At 63.3% G+C, this 16,440-nt stretch carries 17 protein-coding genes; 15 read left to right on the forward strand and 2 right to left on the reverse strand.

Annotated elements, in window-relative coordinates; genetic code table 11:
* Positions 1 to 41 precede the first annotated feature (41 nt).
* On the reverse strand, positions 42 to 1,763 hold the full coding sequence (locus tag ACE04I_RS22840) for a DEAD/DEAH box helicase (RefSeq protein ID WP_046794445.1): 1,722 nt from the start codon (positions 1,761 to 1,763) through the stop codon (positions 42 to 44).
* A gap of 422 nt (positions 1,764 to 2,185) precedes the next feature.
* Between ACE04I_RS22840 and ACE04I_RS22845 the strand changes: the two genes are divergently transcribed.
* The 3 genes from ACE04I_RS22845 to ACE04I_RS22855 all read left to right on the forward strand — a co-directional run bounded on the left by ACE04I_RS22845 (position 2,186) and on the right by ACE04I_RS22855 (position 7,605).
* Entirely contained in the window at positions 2,186 to 5,818 is a 3,633-nt protein-coding gene (locus ACE04I_RS22845) for a PAS domain-containing hybrid sensor histidine kinase/response regulator (RefSeq protein WP_046794444.1), read from the forward strand.
* 93 nt (positions 5,819 to 5,911) lie between these two features.
* Positions 5,912 to 6,976, forward strand: coding sequence for a nucleotidyltransferase family protein (locus ACE04I_RS22850; protein WP_046794443.1), 1,065 nt, complete (start codon positions 5,912 to 5,914; stop codon positions 6,974 to 6,976).
* 200 nt (positions 6,977 to 7,176) lie between these two features.
* A complete protein-coding gene (locus tag ACE04I_RS22855; protein ID WP_046794442.1) occupies positions 7,177 to 7,605 on the forward strand; it encodes a hypothetical protein in 429 nt (142 codons plus the stop codon).
* Between the two features lie 49 nt (positions 7,606 to 7,654).
* Here ACE04I_RS22855 and mnmC2 read toward each other — a convergent pair whose 3' ends face one another.
* Positions 7,655 to 8,401 carry a tRNA (5-methylaminomethyl-2-thiouridine)(34)-methyltransferase MnmC2 gene (mnmC2, locus tag ACE04I_RS22860; protein WP_046794441.1) on the reverse strand — a complete coding sequence of 249 codons (747 nt, stop codon included), beginning with the start codon at positions 8,399 to 8,401 and terminating at the stop codon, positions 7,655 to 7,657.
* Between mnmC2 and ACE04I_RS22865 the strand changes: the two genes are divergently transcribed.
* The 12 genes from ACE04I_RS22865 to ACE04I_RS22920 all read left to right on the forward strand — a co-directional run bounded on the left by ACE04I_RS22865 (position 8,400) and on the right by ACE04I_RS22920 (position 16,408).
* Positions 8,400 to 9,590 (forward strand): NAD(P)/FAD-dependent oxidoreductase, encoded by a 1,191-nt coding sequence (locus ACE04I_RS22865; protein ID WP_046794440.1) that lies wholly within the window; start codon positions 8,400 to 8,402, stop codon positions 9,588 to 9,590. The genes mnmC2 and ACE04I_RS22865 overlap by 2 nt on opposite strands.
* 120 nt (positions 9,591 to 9,710) lie before the next feature.
* On the forward strand, positions 9,711 to 10,418 hold the full coding sequence (locus tag ACE04I_RS22870; protein WP_046794439.1) for a DUF1045 domain-containing protein: 708 nt from the start codon (positions 9,711 to 9,713) through the stop codon (positions 10,416 to 10,418).
* 60 nt (positions 10,419 to 10,478) lie between these two features.
* Positions 10,479 to 11,336 carry an AraC family transcriptional regulator gene (locus ACE04I_RS22875; RefSeq protein ID WP_046794438.1) on the forward strand — a complete coding sequence of 286 codons (858 nt, stop codon included), beginning with the start codon at positions 10,479 to 10,481 and terminating at the stop codon, positions 11,334 to 11,336.
* Between the two features lie 281 nt (positions 11,337 to 11,617).
* Positions 11,618 to 12,283, forward strand: a complete 666-nt coding sequence (locus tag ACE04I_RS22880; RefSeq protein WP_046794437.1) for an AzlC family ABC transporter permease — start codon at positions 11,618 to 11,620, stop codon at positions 12,281 to 12,283.
* Positions 12,280 to 12,582, forward strand: a complete 303-nt coding sequence (locus ACE04I_RS22885) for an AzlD family protein (RefSeq protein WP_046794436.1) — start codon at positions 12,280 to 12,282, stop codon at positions 12,580 to 12,582. The genes ACE04I_RS22880 and ACE04I_RS22885 overlap by 4 nt, the downstream gene beginning before the upstream one ends.
* Positions 12,583 to 12,649: 67 nt before the next feature.
* On the forward strand, positions 12,650 to 13,576 hold the full coding sequence (puuE, locus tag ACE04I_RS22890; RefSeq protein WP_046794435.1) for an allantoinase PuuE: 927 nt from the start codon (positions 12,650 to 12,652) through the stop codon (positions 13,574 to 13,576).
* Complete coding sequence (gene uraD, locus ACE04I_RS22895; RefSeq protein ID WP_046794434.1) at positions 13,573 to 14,070, forward strand: 2-oxo-4-hydroxy-4-carboxy-5-ureidoimidazoline decarboxylase; 498 nt, start codon at positions 13,573 to 13,575, stop codon at positions 14,068 to 14,070. Before puuE ends, uraD begins: the two co-directional genes overlap by 4 nt.
* A 93-nt stretch (positions 14,071 to 14,163) precedes the next feature.
* On the forward strand, positions 14,164 to 14,454 hold the full coding sequence (locus ACE04I_RS22900; protein ID WP_046794433.1) for a nucleotidyltransferase family protein: 291 nt from the start codon (positions 14,164 to 14,166) through the stop codon (positions 14,452 to 14,454).
* Entirely contained in the window at positions 14,451 to 14,813 is a 363-nt protein-coding gene (locus ACE04I_RS22905) for a HepT-like ribonuclease domain-containing protein (RefSeq protein WP_046794432.1), read from the forward strand. The genes ACE04I_RS22900 and ACE04I_RS22905 overlap by 4 nt, the downstream gene beginning before the upstream one ends.
* A 1-nt stretch (position 14,814) precedes the next feature.
* Complete coding sequence (locus tag ACE04I_RS22910) at positions 14,815 to 15,315, forward strand: ureidoglycolate lyase (RefSeq protein ID WP_046794431.1); 501 nt, start codon at positions 14,815 to 14,817, stop codon at positions 15,313 to 15,315.
* Positions 15,312 to 15,668, forward strand: a complete 357-nt coding sequence (gene uraH, locus ACE04I_RS22915; RefSeq protein WP_046794430.1) for a hydroxyisourate hydrolase — start codon at positions 15,312 to 15,314, stop codon at positions 15,666 to 15,668. Before ACE04I_RS22910 ends, uraH begins: the two co-directional genes overlap by 4 nt.
* Positions 15,668 to 16,408, forward strand: coding sequence for a metallophosphoesterase family protein (locus ACE04I_RS22920; protein ID WP_046794429.1), 741 nt, complete (start codon positions 15,668 to 15,670; stop codon positions 16,406 to 16,408). The genes uraH and ACE04I_RS22920 overlap by 1 nt, the downstream gene beginning before the upstream one ends.
* The last annotated feature ends 32 nt before the right edge of the window (positions 16,409 to 16,440 follow it).

Here is a 16,440-nt window from a genome sequence, read left to right on the forward strand (position 1 = left end):
GGGGGGGGGCGGCTTTTCAATTGGATGGGTAGCCCGGTCTATCAAGCCGGACGGCGCTTGCGGCCCTGCTGGCCGCCACCGCGGTTGTCGTTGCCGAACCTCACCGGACCGCGATTTTCACCCTGCTTCTGGGCGGGGCGGCCGTGACCGCCCTCGTGCGCCTTGCGCTGGTTGCCGGCTTCGTGAGCACCATGGGCAGCGTGCTCGCGCTTGCCCTGACCTTGACCCTGGCCGTTGCCCTTGCCGCGTCCACCCTGGGGGCCGAACTGCTTCTTGGCCGGACGGAAATCGGAGGTCGTAGCCAGATCGTTGTCGGCTTCGGAGCGCGGGGCTTCCTCGCCGCGGCGCTGGCCGCGGAAGTCCTCGTTGCGGCGGTTGTCGCGGTTCGGACGGTCGCCATGGCGGCGTTCGCCGTTGGGACGCTCGCGCCGCTCTTCCGAACGGGCGCCACCCTCGGCGCCATCGGTTGCGAAGAACGGCTTGCGGGCCGGGCGTTCGCGACGCTCGGGGCGACCTTCGCCGCCTGAACGTTCGCCGCCATTGCCGCGTCCGCGACCCTGGCCGTTGCCATTGCCGCCACGATTGTTGGCGCCGCGGTTGTTGTTACCGCGAACGGGGCGGCTCATGCCTTCCGGGCGTTCACCCGAGGCCGTGGCGATCTCGATGCCCATGAGCTTTTCGATATCGCGCAGGAGGGCCGTTTCGTCCGGCGCGCAGAATGCGATGGCGATGCCGTCGCGGCCGGCGCGGGCCGTGCGGCCGATGCGGTGAACATAGGCGTCCGGCACTTCCGGCAGGTCGTAGTTGTAGACGTGGCTGACGGCCGGGATGTCGATGCCGCGGGCGGCGACGTCGGTGGCGATCAGGGTCTTGATCTCGCCGTCACGGAAGCCCTTGAGCGCCCGCTCGCGCTGGCCCTGGCTCTTGTTGCCGTGGATCGAGGCGACCGAGTAACCGATGTGGTCGAGATGCTTCATCAGCTTCTCGGCCGTGTGCTTGGTGCGCATGAAGACGATGGCGCGGCCGTCCGGATTGGCGGTCAGCGAGGTCTTCAGGAGCTCGGTCTTGTCGCCCTTGCCGCCGACGAAGTGGACATACTGCTCGACCTTGTCGGCAGCCTTGCCCGGAGGAGTGACTTCCACCTTCACCGGATCGGTGAGGAAGTCGGCTGCGAGATCTGCGATAGCCTTCGGCATGGTGGCCGAAAACAGCATGGTCTGGCGGCGCTTCGGCACCATCTTGGCGATCTTGCGCAGATCGTGCACGAAGCCGAGGTCGAGCATCTGGTCGGCTTCATCGAGCACGAGGAAGCGCACCGTCGTCAGCGAGATGGCGCGACGGGCGATGAGGTCGAGCAGGCGGCCGGGGGTCGCGACGAGAATGTCGGTGCCCTTTTCGAGCTGCTGCTGCTGCTTGTTGATCGACACGCCGCCGACGACCAGGTTGATCTTGAGGGGCTTGCCCTTGATGAAGTTCTTCAGGTTGGCGGCGATCTGGTTCACCAGCTCGCGCGTCGGCGCCAGGATCAGCGACCGCGTGGTGCGGTTGTCCGGGCGGATGTTTTCCGCGAGAAGACGCTCGATCAGCGGCAGGCCGAACGCGGCGGTCTTGCCGGTGCCGGTCTGGGCCAGACCGATCAGGTCACGGCCTTCGAGGAGGAGGGGGATTGCCTGCGCCTGGATCGGCGTCGGCGTTTCGATGCCAAGCCCAGTGAGCGTGGCGACGATCTGCTTGGACACGCCAAGAGATTCAAAATTCGTCAAGTCGAATACCTTTCGGGGGCGCCAAAAGCATATGCGCCGGCACGGCACCATGCCATGTCGGCTGCTTCTGGCGTCAAGAACCCCGCGTGAAGTGGGAACTTGTGAGTTGGAAACAAACTTTCCAGCGCTGTGACCCTCAACTCCGAGAGGGCTTCTTCAATATGCGCCTTGTTCCTTCTTCGCGATCTTGGGGTGACGCGGGGCAGCTCACGCGGCGGCCGGAAGGTGAAAGCTTGGCACCCATGTGGTGGTTTTTCGCAGAAAAGTCAAGTGAATGTTTCGCAACTGCGAAGATGCGGCCCCTTTCAAAATCGCCGGCTGGCGGCAACGCGTTGTTAACCCTAATCGTGATGTTATCCCTCGGTTGGAGGACAAACCGAATCGTGTGAGCGTGGAGGCGGCGCGATGAAGTGGGGGAACCGTTGGAGACGGAAAGCGAACTGCTGAAGACGGCCTGCGAGCGGATCAACGACCTGCCGGAACCCGCCTTCATCAAGGATAGCGCGCTCAATTACGTTGCGGTCAACGAAGCTTACGCACGCCTGTTCGGCCGCGCCGTGGAGGAGTTTGCCGGCACGCAGAGCCGTGATCTTGCGGGCAAGGAGGAGGACCCGGAGCGCAAGGAAAAGGAATGCCGCTCGATCGTCTTCGGCACCGAGGAGGTGGCCCGACGCTTCGACCATTCGGGCGTCCTGCTCCATGAAATCCATATCGAGCGCTTCCTTTCGGAGGACGACCGGACATTCCTCTTCGGGACCTTCCACGCAATCGAGAGGAACGCGGCCGAGGCTGCCGGTCCATCGACCGCGATCGCTGCCGCGAACGGCGGCATCGGCGTGCTGGACAGCGCCCTGCTTCACGATGCCCTCGACATGCTCGAGATGGGTATCGGCATCTATGACGCCGACAATGCGCTGGTCTACAGCAATGCCGAGCTCATCAACCACTTCACGTCCCATGTTGAATTGCAGCCGGGGATCAACCTTGCCGAAATCCTGGGGTTTGCCTATGACAGGAAGCGGCGCGAATCTCCCGTCCGTTTCGTGCGGGACAACCCTGATCGCGACGTCTGGGTGGCGGAACGGCTGAAGCGGTTCGACCTGCCTTATGCGGAAAAGGTCAAGCAACTGTCCGACGGCCGCTGGATGCGCAGCATCAACAAGCGGCACGATAGCGGCGCGCTGATCGCCATCCGCCACGACGTGACGGAATTCAAGGACCAGGAAATGGCGCTGCGCCGCGCGCTCGGCGAGGCGGAGCTTCTGCGCGCGATGCTGGAGGACCTGCCGGTCGCCGTCTTCATGCGCGACAGCCGTCAGCGGCTCGCCTTCGCCAACGGCGCCTACGAGAAGATGTACGAGGTCAGGCGCGAGGATATCCTCGGCAAGACCGAGCGGGAAATGTTTCCCGGGCGCGCGGAGCGTGCACTGGAGGAAAACGACCGGCTTCTGGCCGATGGAGAGCTGAGCGAGAAGACGGAAGAAAAGTCGTTTCCGGACGGCCGCGTCGTGCCCGTCATCACGCGCCAGAAGAGGATCGTCGCGGCGGACGGCGAACCGCATATCGTCGGTTCGATCACCGATATCACGCCCATCAAGGAGGCCATGGAAAAGGCCGACAAGCTGCGCCAGGATCTGCAGACGATGCTGCAGGCCATGCCGGTCGGCGTCGCCATCCTCGATGAGGACTTCACATTCGAATACGCCAATCCGGCTTTCTACGGCTTCTGGGATGCCGGCGAGCAGTTCGAGCTGACGGGGCGCTCCTACCGCGATTTCCTGAAGGTCAACTTCGACCACGGCATCTATGCCGATTCGGCGCTTTCCTTCGAGGAGATCTACGAGCGGCGCATCGCGGCGCTGACGGATCGCGAGGAAAAGCCGCCGATCGAGGTGACCAGCCGCAAGGGCCGCGTGATCCTCGTTTCCGGCACGCGGCTTACCGGCGGAAAGATGCTTCTGAGCTACATGGACATCACCGCCGCGCGCAAGCGCGACGAGGAGGTCCAGGAGGCCCGCGCGGCTCTCGAACGCCACGGCGCGCTGATGCGCGATGCCACAAGCGCCATGTCGCAGGGTCTCCTGATCCTGCATGACGGTGAGATCATCTTCTCCAACGATGCGCTGTCGCGCATGCTGCAGATACCGGCGGAGATGACGGTGCCCGGCGCTTCATGGCGGGAGATTTTCCGCCTGGCCGCCAGGCGCGGGGATCTCGGCACCTCCGACGAGGCCATGACGACGCTGAGGGCCTGGGAAGAGAGCGTCGCGCTCGGCAAGCCGGTCTCGGCCGCCCTGCATGTCGAAGGCAAGCGCTGGCTTCAGGTGGAGGCTAATCTCACCGGCAGCGATCATTGGCTGGCGGTCTTCACCGACGTCACCGAGATGAAGGACCGCGAGGCCGACCTTACGCGCCTGCTTCACCGGGCCGAGGCGGCCGACCGCGCGAAATCGGAATTCCTTGCCAATATGAGCCACGAGATCCGTACGCCGATGAACGGCGTGCTCGGCATGGCGGAGCTTCTCTCCAAATCGAACCTCGATACGCGGCAGAAGACCTTCGTCGACATCATCGTCAAGTCCGGCAATGCGCTGCTCACCATCATCAACGACATCCTGGATTTCTCCAAGATCGATGCCGGGCAGATGAAGCTCAGGAAGGCGCCCTTCGATCCCGTCGAGGCGATCGAGGACGTGGCGACGCTGCTCTCCTCTTCCGCCGCGGAAAAGGATATCGAGCTCATCGTGCGCGGCGACGCTTCGGTCCGCGATACCGTGATGGGCGATGCCGGCCGCTTCCGGCAGATCGTCACCAATCTGGTCGGCAATGCGGTGAAGTTCACCGAAAAGGGCCATGTCTTCATCGATCTCCACTCCGAGCAGCATGGGCCGGGCGGAGTGATGCTGGCGATCCGCATCGAGGATACCGGCCTCGGCATCCCGGATGACAAGCTGCAATCGGTCTTCGATAAATTCTCCCAGGTCGATTCCTCCTCGACCCGCCGCCACGAAGGCACCGGCCTCGGCCTTGCGATCACCGCCGGCCTGGTCGAACTCTTCGGCGGCAGGATAGAGGTGGAAAGCGAGGTCGGGCGCGGCTCGGTCTTCACCGTGCATCTGCCGTTCGAGGTGGTCAGCGAACGTAGCAGCCCGGCGCTCCTGCCGATCAATACCAGCGGCGCGCGCATCCTCGTCATCGACGACAATCCGGTCAATCGCCGCATCCTCACCGAGCAGCTCGGCATGTGGGGCTTCGATACCTTCGCCGCCGAGGGAGGCGCCGAAGGGCTCGCTATCCTCAACGAGGCGGCGAAGCTCGGCTTCGTGATCGATGCCATCGTGCTCGACTATCACATGCCGGAAATGAACGGCATGGAGGCAGCGGGCCATGTTCGTCGCGACAGCCGGTTCGATGGCGTCGGCATCGTCTTTCTCACCTCCATGGACATGGCGGGTGACGACAGCGCCTTCGCCGCGCTCAACATCCAGGCCCATCTCATGAAGCCGGCGCGCGCCAACCTTCTGCGCAGCACGATCATCGATGTGGTGCGTTCGGTGCGCGCGACACGTCGTGCCCCGGTGCAGGCTCCGCCCGCGCTGCCTGCGGCGACCGGGCCACAGCCAGGCGGCGCGCATTCGACCCCGCCCGTGAAGGCGGTGTCGGCGCTGGACGTGCTGGTCGCAGAGGACAACGACGTCAACCAGATCGTCTTCACGCAAATACTGCAGGCGACCGGCTGGAATTTCATGATCGTCAAGAACGGCGCCGAGGCCGTGGACGCATGGCAGAGGCACGATCCTGCCGTCATCATCATGGATGTCTCGATGCCGGTGATGAACGGTCATCAGGCGACCCAAAGAATCCGCGAGCTGGAGAGGCAGGCCGGCGCCCATGTGCCGATCATCGGCGTGACGGCGCATGCGCTGGAAAGCGATCGGGAGCTCTGCTTCCAGGCCGGCATGGACGATTATCTTTCCAAGCCCATCAGCCCAGAGGCGCTGGAGACGAAGATCCGCAACTGGATCGGCGACGTCGCGAAGTCAGCTCTGCTGTAACAGGCGTGGGGCGCTTTCGCGGGTCCCATTGCCAATGTGAGACCGACGTTATACTATTTTCGCAAAATTAGTATAACTGGGCAGGTGGTGCCGATGAAGCAGATCGACCTCGTCTACAGGACCATGACGGCAGAGCTTGGTCAACGTCTGCTCGATGCTTCATTCCTGGTCGATTTCCCGACCAACGGCCGGTTCGTACCTGTCACGGTCAAAGACCGCCGCTACTGGTACTTCGATACACCCGGCGAAAATGGCAGGCAATCCCGGCGCTATGTCGGACCTGCGGACGACCCCGAAATCTCGCGCCGCGTCGAAGACTTCAAGGCCGTAAAAGATGATGCCCGCGCGCGCCGGAAAATCGTCTCGACGCTGACGCGCGATGCGGGCTTGGTCGCTCCGGATTCATTTACCGGTGATCTGGTCGAGGCTTTGGGGAATGCCGGTCTTTTTCGACTGCGAGCCTGCCTCGTTGGAACGGTCGCTTTCCAGACATACGCGGCCTATCTGGGCGTTCGCCTGCCGATGGCCTCGGTTTTGACGGGCGATGCGGATATCGCGCAGGATTACGCCATTTCTTCCGAGGTCGGGGATAGTCTCCCGCCCATAGGCGAAATCCTTCAATCTATCGATTCCACGTTCAAAGCCGTCCCCCATCTGTCCGGTTCGCCGCGCTCGACGGCTTTCCGCAATTCGAGCGGCTACAGAATTGAATTTTTGACGACGAACCGGGGAAGCGATGAATATGCGGACAAACCGGCGGAAATGCCTGCTCTGGGAGGTGCCGCAGCCGATCCGCTTCGTTTTCTCGATTTCCTGATCTATGAGCCCGTCCGGTCGATTCTGCTGCACAAGAGCGGTGTTCCGGTGATCGTGCCCGATCCCGCGCGATATGCCGTTCACAAGCTCATCGTTGCGGGTCGGCGGCCGAACGATGCCCAAGGCCTCGCAAAACGGCAGAAGGATCTGGCGCAAGCCGCAATCCTCTTCGAAGCGCTTCCGCTCGCCAACATGGGCAATAGCCTGGCCGCTGCGATCGAAGAGGCGATAGACAGGGGAGAGGGGTGGCGGGACGCCATCCGGCACGGGCTGACATTCATGCCGCAAACGGATTGGCCGGCTGTTGAGCCGAAATTCCGCGCGCTGGGATTTGATTTGTAGTTCCCGTTCCGCACCTCCCGAAATCCGGCCTTAGTGGGGCAAAATCGGCCGCTGGAACATTATTTTACTTTAACATGACAGGCCCGGCGGCCGGCCGTAGATTTTCCCGTGAGCTGAATGCTGCCGGCGGCGATCGCCGCGACGCGACAGCATGAGACAGCTTGCCGGAAGCCTGCTTCCGTATTTGGAGGAGACGCGCCATGCGCCGTTTCATCAAGACAGCCACTCTTTCCGTTCTCATGCTATCGTCCGTCATTGGCGGCGCTTATGCCGCCGGTGTCGGGACCGATAATGATTCCAACGACTACTATGTGGGCGCAGACCCGCATGCGGATGCGCTCAATCCGCCGATGCCGCATCCGTCTGCCATGGCGACCTCGGGCATCCACCAGGGCATGGCCGAAAGACCGAGGCTCACGCATATATTGTCGGAGCTGCGTGCCGATGACCGCAGGATCGATAGGCTGAGTACCGTAGCGTCCAGGCCGGTCAGGCATGAGGAGGCGAATATCCGCGCCCAGGCGGTTGCGGTGGCCGACCGGCATGACGGAGTGATCCCGGATCGGAACTATCAGCAGATTCAGCGCGAAATCCACCGGCTTGACCGGGATATCGTTCGGTCGAGCTGAACCTCAAGCCGTCGTCAAGGCTTCCGCGCGTCGGCGGTCTTGACGACGGTTACCCCGATTTCTTCCCGCACAGCATTTCGCGCTTGCCGGCAAAGCCCGGACGGCGCTCCACGATGAAACCCGCCGCCTGCAGGTTGCGGCGCACGAAGCCGGCCGCCGCATAGGTGCCGAACGTGCCGCCGGGCCTCGTCTTGTCATGGATGGTCCGCATCAGCTCGGGCGACCACATGTCCGGATTGCGTGAGGGCGCGAAGCCGTCGAGATACCAGGCGTCGAAACCGGAGAGTGCGGCCGAAACGCCTTCGAGCGCCGGCCCGCAGACGACCGAGAGCCTGGTCTGCCCGTCCGCCTCGATCTCGACTATGCCGGAAGGCGTTTCCGGCCAGGCGGCAACCAGCACCGCCCTTTCCGCATCGATCTCCGGCCAGTGCGAGAGCGCGCGGCCGATATCCTGCCGACCCATCGGGTAGAGCTCGAAGGACATGAAATGCAGGCGGACGCCGGGATCGCGGAACTGCTTCCATTGCCGCCAGGTCTCGCAGAAGTTGAGCCCGGTGCCGAAACCGAGTTCGCCGATCAGGAAGTCTCCACCCGGTGACCGGTCTTGTGCCCACCGTTCCGGCAGGCCGTTTCCGGCGAGGAAGACATGGCCGCATTCCAGCCGTCCGTCGGTGCGGCAATAAAAGTGATCGCCAAATTCCGGCGAATAGGGCATATCGCCCTCATGCCAGTCGAGCTTTGGCGAGCCAGGGTTTTCGGCCTCATTCGTCGCAATATCGGGATCACGGTCTCTCATGGGACATGCGGATAATCCTGCCGGTCTTGCCGGTCAATCTCGATCCCTGCCGCGATCGGCCGATCTCGTCATTATCGGCGGCGGCATCATGGGCCTCTGGGCGGCTGTTATGGCCGAACGGCTCGGCATCGATACGCTTATCGTGGAGGCGGGCCGGCTGGGGCAGGGGGCGAGCGGCGGGCTACTCGGCGCGCTGATGCCGCACATGCCGGACAAGTGGAACGAGAAGAAGCAATTCCAGTTCGATGCGCTGCTTTCGCTTGAGGACGAGATCGCGAAGATCGAGGCCGCGACCGGCATTGCCTGCGGCTATCGCCGCTCCGGGCGGCTGATCCCGCTGCCGAAGCCGCATTTGCGGGAGATCGCGCTCGGCCATTCGGCGGATGCCGAGGCCCATTGGCAGCGGGATGATCGCCGCTTCTTCTGGCATGTGCTCGACCGTCCTTCCGATCCGTCTTGGGTCGATCCGGCCTTTGCGGAGGCCGGGCTCGTTCACGACACGCTTGCTGCCCGCGTGTCTCCGCGCGCGCTGATTTCGGCGCTTGCTGGCTTCCTCAAGACGGCAAGCCATGCCCGCGTGGTGGAGGGGCTCGCGGTGGAGCGGATCGATGCCGCTTCGAACAGGGTGCTTTTCCATGGTGGCGAAAGCCTCGCCTTCGGCTCCTGCATGGTGGCAGCGGGACATCGGTCGTTTCCGCTCATCGAAGCGCTCGGGCCATCGCTGCCGCGCCGCATCGGCCATCCGGTCAAGGGGCAGGCGGCGCTCCTGAAAGCCGACATCGATCCCTCCCTGCCGGTCGTCTTTCTCGGCGGGCTCTATATCGTCCCGCATGAAGGGGGCCTCGTCGCGGTCGGAAGCACCAGCGAGGATGCGTTCGAAAGCGAAACCGGCACGGATGCCAGGCTCGACGAGCTTCTCGACCGCGCGCGGGCGCTATCGCCGGCACTTAAGGATGCGCCGGTGGTCGAGCGCTGGGCGGGACTGCGCCCGAAGGCGATCGGCCGCGACCCCATGGTCGGGCCGCATCCCGATCACCGCCAAGTGATCGCGCTCACCGGCGGCTTCAAGGTGAGCTTCGGGCTGGCGCACCGGCTTGCGGATGCCGCGCTTTCCGCCGTTAAGGGCCGCGATACGGGACTTCCCCTGTCATTTTCCCTGGAAAATCATCTCGCTGCCGCTTCCCGCTAGGCGCGCAAATCGCAACTTTCCGTCGTCAATCTGTCACGCAAATCACGTACCTCCCTTCGCAGGATTGATGAGCAATGCGTGAAATACAGAGTTGCGGAAGGAAGCACGGGAAGTTGACGCATGCGCTATGCCATTCATTTCACGCCTCCGGTTCACGATCCGCTCGCGGTCGCCGCGGCCGAGTGGCTTGGCCGTAACGCCTTTTCGGGCGAGGCCGTCGAGCCGCCGCCGATCCGCGACATCGGCCTACACGACGTGGCCTTCAATACCGCGCTGCCTCGCCGCTATGGCTTCCACGCCATGCTGAAGGCGCCGTTCCGTCTGGCGCCCGGCGTCACGGAGCCGGCGTTGCTTCGCCACCTCATGCGCTTTGCCGGCAGCCATCGTCCGTTCGAACTGCCGAAGCTGGAGGTTGCGCGGCTCGGCAATTTCTTCGGGCTCGCCCCCGTCATGCCAAGTACCGCCATGCATTTCCTGGCGGCGGCCATTGTCCAGGAATTCGACGTGTTCCGCGCGCCACTGACCGAGGTAGAGATGGAATGCTGCGATCCGGACAGCCTCTCCGCTTCGCAGTTCACCAACCTGCATCGCTGGGGCGATCCGCATGTCATGGATGAGTTCCGTTTCCACATGGCCTTGACCGGGCCTCTTTCCGGCGCCGACATACCGCGCTTCGAGCGGGCCCTGCGGGGGCATTTCGATCCGTTGCTGACGAGGCCGGTGGAGATCGCCAATCTGGCGCTCTTCGTGGAGGAGGAGCCGGGCGCGCCCTTCCTCGTGCATTCCCTGCACCCCATGGGGCGGGTGGCGGCGCGCCGGATCGCTTGATCCGGCTTGTCCGTCACTTTTGTTCAAGAGGCGGCAGCGCCGTCGTGCTATGCTGCCTTCATGCAGAACGTCTCTCAGGAACAGGCCGCCGATTTCATGCCGCTTGCGCGAGCGGAAAAGACCCGCTTCTGGCGTGACCGCCGTTTCCACGGCATGGAATGCCTGACAGCGACCTTCCTGACGCATGAATTCGCCCCGCACGCGCATGATACGCTCAGCATCGGAGCGATCGAGAGCGGCAGCCAGATTGCCACCATCCGCGGCGCCCGCGAGAATTCCGGACCCGGCGATCTCTATCTCATCAATCCGGGCGAGATCCATGACGGGGCACCCGCCGGCGGCGGTTACCGCTATCGGATGATCTATCCCGATATGGCGCTCTTCCGGGAAATCCTGGAGGAGGTCACCGGCCGCTCCTTCCATGGCACGCCCGCCTTCGGCAGGCAGATCCTGCACGACCAGCCGCTTGCCGATGCCTTCCTGAAAGCCCACCGGATGCTGGAAGAGGGGGCGGGAGCGCTCGAGACCGGCCAGGGCATGTATATGGTGCTGGCGGCCATGTTCCAGCGGCACGGCAGCTCCATCATCGTTCCGGTCGATACTTCGGAGCGTTCGGCCATCCGCCGGGCACGCGATTACCTGATGGAGAACTATGCGTCCGACATCGGGTTGGAGGAGCTTGCCGCCGTCGCGGGACTCAGCCGCGCGCATCTCATCCGCGCCTTCCGCAAGGAATTCCACATCACCCCGCATGCCTTCCTCACCGATATCCGCATCCGCAAGGCGCGGCGAATGCTGGGCGGCGGAGCGCCTCCGGCCGAAGTCGCGCTCGAATGCGGCTTCGCCGACCAGCCGCATTTCACCCGCCACTTCAAGGCGCGCACGGGGCTGACGCCCGGCCAGTATCGCGCCGGATAGCCGGGGTCACTCCCACGTCACTTTCGTTCAAGACGCACCCTCCGATGCGATCTATCACCCTTGCTCGATTGGAGATCAGCCTACCGGTTTGGGGGAGTTTGCGAGGAACGTTTCACCTCCCCCTCAAGGGGAGGGTGTCGGCGCCACCTTCTCCCGCTTGGAGGAAGCGGATAGGTTGCGAGCCTTCTACTTGCCTCTCCCGTCGGGTGAGGGGGCTGGTGCATTCTGGAAATCAAGGCTTTGACGTGAGTAGACATATAAGACAAGAATTCCTCGGTGGCATGCGGGCGATTGCGCCGCTGATCGCCGCCGTCATCCCGATCGGGCTCGTCTTCGGCGCGCTCGCTGCCACCAAGGCGCTTTCGCCGCTGGAAACCGGCCTCATGAGCGCGCTGGTGTTTGCCGGCGGTTCGCAATTCGTGGCCATGGATATCTGGACCCATCCGGCCTCCTGGACGGGAGTGGGTTTTGCCGCACTCCTGGTCAACATCCGCCACGTGCTGATGAGCGCTTCGCTGGCGACGAAAATGGAAGCCTTCGGCCCGCGTTCCCGCTATCTCGCCATGCTGTTCCTCGCCGACGAGATATGGGCCATGGCGGAGTTCCGCGCCGGGGTGGCTCGTCTCACGCCTGCGTGGTTTGCGGGTCTCGTCGCTCCCTTCTATCTTGCCTGGGTGCTTTCCGCCCTTGCCGGGGCAACGCTCGGCGCCTTCCTCGGCGATCCGGTGGTGCTCGGCCTCGACTTCGCCTTTCCGGCCGTCTTCATCGTGCTGGTCATCGGTTTCTGGAAAGGACCGGAGACGGGCGCGGTCCTGCTCGCGAGCGGTGCCGCCGCCGTCGTCACGCAGCATTTCGTGCCCGGCGTCTGGTATATCGCCGCCGGTGCGCTGGCCGGCCTGCTGACGGCGCTCGTGAGCGGCAGCCGCCGGGCGGAGGTGACGCCATGACGCTCGATTTCGCCACGCTTCTCGCGATCCTCGCCATGGCTGTCGCCACCATGCTCACCCGCGTGAGCGGCCTTTTCCTCATCCGCCATGTGTCGCTCGAAGGCAGCCGCCGCAAGGCGATCGAATCGATCCCGCCCGCCGTATTGATGGCGGTGGTGGCGCCCACGGCCTTCGCCACCGGAATTGCCGAAACGCTTGCCTGCGCGGTGACTGCTTTTGCGGCATTCCGCCTGCCGATGCTCGTTTCGGTGGCGCTCGGCGTCGCCTCGGTCGCCATTCTTCGCGCTGTCGGCGTCTAATGGTCTTTGCTCTCGACATTCGGCGAGACGGTGCGCTACCGTCATGCGGAACTTTCGAGGTGGTTTGATGCTGTCAAAAGATTACCCGCGCGATCTCGTCGGCTATGGCCGCTCCATCCCCGATCCGAAATGGCCCGGCGAGGCGCATATCGCCGTGCAGTTCGTCATCAACTACGAGGAGGGGGGCGAGAGCTGCATTCTGGATGGCGACCCCGCCTCGGAATGCCTCCTTTCAGAGATCGTCGGGGCGGCACCCTGGGCGGGCCAGCGCAATCTCAACATGGAGTCGATCTACGAATACGGTTCCCGCGCCGGCTTCTGGCGGCTCTGGCGCCTGTTCACCGAACTCAAGGTACAGGCGACGGTCTATGGTGTGACGCTTGCCATGGCGCGCAATCCGGAAGCGGTCGCCGCCATGAAGGAAGCGGGCTGGGAGATCGCCAGCCACGGCTATCGCTGGCTGGAATACAAGGATTTTCCGGAGGATTTGGAACGCCGGCATATCTTGGACGCCGTGCGGCTGCACACCGAGCTTACGGGCGAACGGCCCTACGGCATCTACCAGGGCAAGCCTTCGGCCAATACTCTGCGGCTTGTCCAGGAGGAAGGGGGCTTCCTCTACTCCTCGGACTCCTATGCGGACGATCTGCCCTATTGGGTGCCGGGAGTTGATGGGAAACCTTTCCTCATCATTCCCTATACGCTGGAAACCAACGACATGCGTTTCGCCACGGCGCAGGGCTTCAACACCGGCGAGCAGTTCTTCACCTATCTGAAGGATGCCTTCGACGTGCTCTACAGGGAGGGTAGGGAAGGCAGTCCGAAGATGATGTCTATCGGCCTCCACTGCCGTCTCGTCGGCCGGCCGGGCCGAGCCGCGGCGCTCCGCCGCTTCATGGAATACGTGCTTTCCCACGACAAGGTCTGGATACCCCGGCGCATCGAGATCGCCCGCCACTGGCACGAGCATCACAAGCCGGAGGAGCGGATTTGAGCGCGCGCGGCGATTTCATCGAGAAGTTCGGGGGCGTTTTCGAGCATTCTCCCTTCATCGCCGAGCGGGCCTATGATGCGGGGCTCATGCTCGTGCCGCTGCGGGCGAAAAGCGTGCACGCCGCGCTGATCTCGATCTTCCGCATGGCGAGCCGCGAGGAACGGCTCGGCGTATTGAGAGCCCATCCGGATCTTGCGGGCAGGCTCGCGATCGCCGGCGAGCTTACCGAGGACAGCCGCAAGGAGCAGGCCGGCGCCGGCCTCGATCGCCTGAGCGCGGAAGAACATGCCCGCTTCACTGAACTCAACAAAGCCTATACGGAGAAATTCGGCTTTCCCTTCATCATCGCCGTGAAGGGGCTCACGAAGGACGATATTCTGGCCGCCTTCGAACGCCGCATCCACAGCAGCGCCGAGGAAGAGTTCGAGACCGCCGCCGCCCAGGTGGAAAGGATCGCGCTCCTGCGCCTGCAGTCGCTGCTTCCGGAGACCTGACCGAGACTTTCCAGGCTCAATAGCGCCAAGGCATGGGTTCTTTCCTCTGCCCCGCCGCTGGCTTATATTGACGGCATCAGGAGTGATGCCGTCATGAGACCGTCGGAAGTGCTGGAGAAGAACAGGGAGGCGATCCGCGAAGCGACCAAGCGCTTCAAAGCGGCGAACCCGCGCGTCTTCGGCTCGGTCGCCCGCGGTGAGGACGGGCCGGACAGCGATATCGACATTCTCGTGGATGCGCTGCCGGGAGCGACGCTGTTCGATCTCGGCGGGCTTCAGGACAGCCTTGAAACGCTGCTGAAGGTGAGGGTGGACGTCGTGACATCCGGCGGGTTGAAGCCATCCATTCGGGACCGGATACTGTCGGAAGCGACCGCGATATGAATGCGGATCGATTGCACGAATATCTGGATCAGATGCGATCTGCTGCGATCCAAGCGGGGAAATTCCTGGAGGGCATGGACCGCGAGGCATTTCTTGCCGATTTGCGCACGCAGATGGCAGTTTCGATGACTCTGGTGCTCATTGGCGAGGCAGCTTCCAGAATCATGACGCTGCATCCGGAGTTTCCTGTTGAACATCCCGAAATCCCCTGGGCAAAGATGAGGGGAATGCGCAATTTCGTGGCCCATGATTACTATAACGTGGAACTCCCGATCGTCTGGGATACGGTGAAGACCGCTATCCCCGATTTGGTTTCCCAACTCGATTCTCTGCGCCACTGGCGCGCCCAAGGCGAATGACGTGACTGAATATCTTGAAATCAAGCCTCTCTCCAAGGAGGCCTTTGCGCCTTTCGGCGATGTCATCGAAACCGATCCCGCCAAGATGCGGCTCATCAATAACGGAACCACCGAGCGCTATCATGCGCTGGCCGAACCCGTCGTCATCGGCGAGCCCGTCCGGCTGATCTTCAACATCTTCCGCAGCCAGCCGAGGCTGTTTCCCTACGAGATCGGGATGATGGAGCGGCATCCCTATGCCAGCCAGAGCTTCACGCCGCTTTCGGGCCGACTATTCCTCGTTGCCGTTTCGGACGATGAAGAGGGCAGGCCGGGCAAGCCGCAGGTTTTCCTCCTCGGGCCGCATCAGGGTGTGAATTACTTCCCGAACGTTTGGCACCATCCGTTGATGGCGCTTGGCGCCGTCAGCGATTTCCTCGTGGTGGACCGGGACGATCCGGCCGCCAATTACGAGGAATACTTCTTCCCGTCACCCTATCTCATCGCGGAGCCCAAGCCATGACCGGCCTCACCACCCATGTCCTGGACACCGCGAAGGGCAGGCCCGCCGAGGGCCTGAAGATCGATCTCTACCGGTTGAGTGGCGAGATCCGCGAGAAGGTAGCGACGGTCACCACCAATTCCGACGGCCGCGTCGACGGCGGTCCTATCCTCGTTGGCGAGACTTTCATCGCCGGCGAATACGAACTCGTCTTCCATGCGGGCGATTATCTGAGGGCCGGCGGCGCCGAGCTTCCGCAGCCTGCCTTCCTCGACGTCATCCCGATCCGCTTCGGCATCGCCGACACCACGGCGCATTACCACGTGCCGCTGCTTCTTTCGCCCTACGGCTATTCGACCTATCGGGGAAGCTGATGCGCTTTGCAGCGATTGCCGACATTCACGGAAACTGCGCGGCCCTTCGGGCGGTGCTTGCCGATATCCAAAGCCTCGGCATCGGCGATATCGTCAATCTCGGCGATTGCTTGAGCGGTCCGCTGGAAGCGGCGCGGACGGCCGATCTCCTCATGCCGCTCGATCTCCTTACCGTGCGCGGCAATCATGACCGCTATCTCATCGAGACGCCTGCCGGGGAACTTGCGCTTTCGGATGCTCACGCCCATGCGCAGCTCGCGCCTCGTCATCTGGATTGGCTGCGCAAACTGCCTTTCAGCGCGGTCTTTCGGGATGAAGTCCTCCTCTGCCACGCGACGCCCAAGGGCGACGATGTCTACTGGCTGGAAGAGGTCTCTCCCGAAGGGCATGTCTTCCTCAAGTCTCTCGAGGAGATCGATGCATTGGCGGAAGGTGTCGAGCAACCGCTCATTCTCTGCGGCCACAGCCATGTTCCGCGCGCGGTACAGCTTTCGGATGGCCGGCTGATCGTCAATCCCGGCAGCGTCGGCTGCCCTGCCTATGACGACGATACGCCTTATTACCACAAGGTGGAGGTGGGGCACGGCATGGCCTCCTATGCGGTTCTGGAGAAGACCTCATCCGGCTGGGTGCCGCAGTTCCGCAACGTGAGCTACGACCATATGGCGATGTCTCGCCTTGCGGCCGCCAACGGCCGTGCGGACTGGGCGATGGCGCTTGCGATCGGGCGGGTCGGATAAGGCCACGTTTCCACTGAACGAGGTCCGATCGA

The sequence above is a fragment of the Rhizobium moroccans genome (assembly GCF_057559155.1).

What these genes read in the sequence shown, in the direction of transcription:
- ACE04I_RS22850 (WP_046794443.1), top strand. Translation starts at nt 5,912, where the DNA reads ATGAAGCAGATCGACCTCGTCTACAGGACCATGACGGCAGAGCTTGGT.
- ACE04I_RS22855 (WP_046794442.1), top strand. Translation starts at nt 7,177, where the DNA reads ATGCGCCGTTTCATCAAGACAGCCACTCTTTCCGTTCTCATGCTATCG.
- ACE04I_RS22865 (WP_046794440.1), top strand. Translation starts at nt 8,400, where the DNA reads ATGGGACATGCGGATAATCCTGCCGGTCTTGCCGGTCAATCTCGATCC.
- mnmC2 (WP_046794441.1), bottom strand. Translation starts at nt 8,401, where the DNA reads ATGAGAGACCGTGATCCCGATATTGCGACGAATGAGGCCGAAAACCCT.
- ACE04I_RS22870 (WP_046794439.1), top strand. Translation starts at nt 9,711, where the DNA reads ATGCGCTATGCCATTCATTTCACGCCTCCGGTTCACGATCCGCTCGCG.
- ACE04I_RS22875 (WP_046794438.1), top strand. Translation starts at nt 10,479, where the DNA reads ATGCAGAACGTCTCTCAGGAACAGGCCGCCGATTTCATGCCGCTTGCG.
- ACE04I_RS22880 (WP_046794437.1), top strand. Translation starts at nt 11,618, where the DNA reads ATGCGGGCGATTGCGCCGCTGATCGCCGCCGTCATCCCGATCGGGCTC.
- ACE04I_RS22885 (WP_046794436.1), top strand. Translation starts at nt 12,280, where the DNA reads ATGACGCTCGATTTCGCCACGCTTCTCGCGATCCTCGCCATGGCTGTC.
- puuE (WP_046794435.1), top strand. Translation starts at nt 12,650, where the DNA reads ATGCTGTCAAAAGATTACCCGCGCGATCTCGTCGGCTATGGCCGCTCC.
- ACE04I_RS22900 (WP_046794433.1), top strand. Translation starts at nt 14,164, where the DNA reads ATGAGACCGTCGGAAGTGCTGGAGAAGAACAGGGAGGCGATCCGCGAA.
- ACE04I_RS22905 (WP_046794432.1), top strand. Translation starts at nt 14,451, where the DNA reads ATGAATGCGGATCGATTGCACGAATATCTGGATCAGATGCGATCTGCT.
- uraH (WP_046794430.1), top strand. Translation starts at nt 15,312, where the DNA reads ATGACCGGCCTCACCACCCATGTCCTGGACACCGCGAAGGGCAGGCCC.
- ACE04I_RS22920 (WP_046794429.1), top strand. Translation starts at nt 15,668, where the DNA reads ATGCGCTTTGCAGCGATTGCCGACATTCACGGAAACTGCGCGGCCCTT.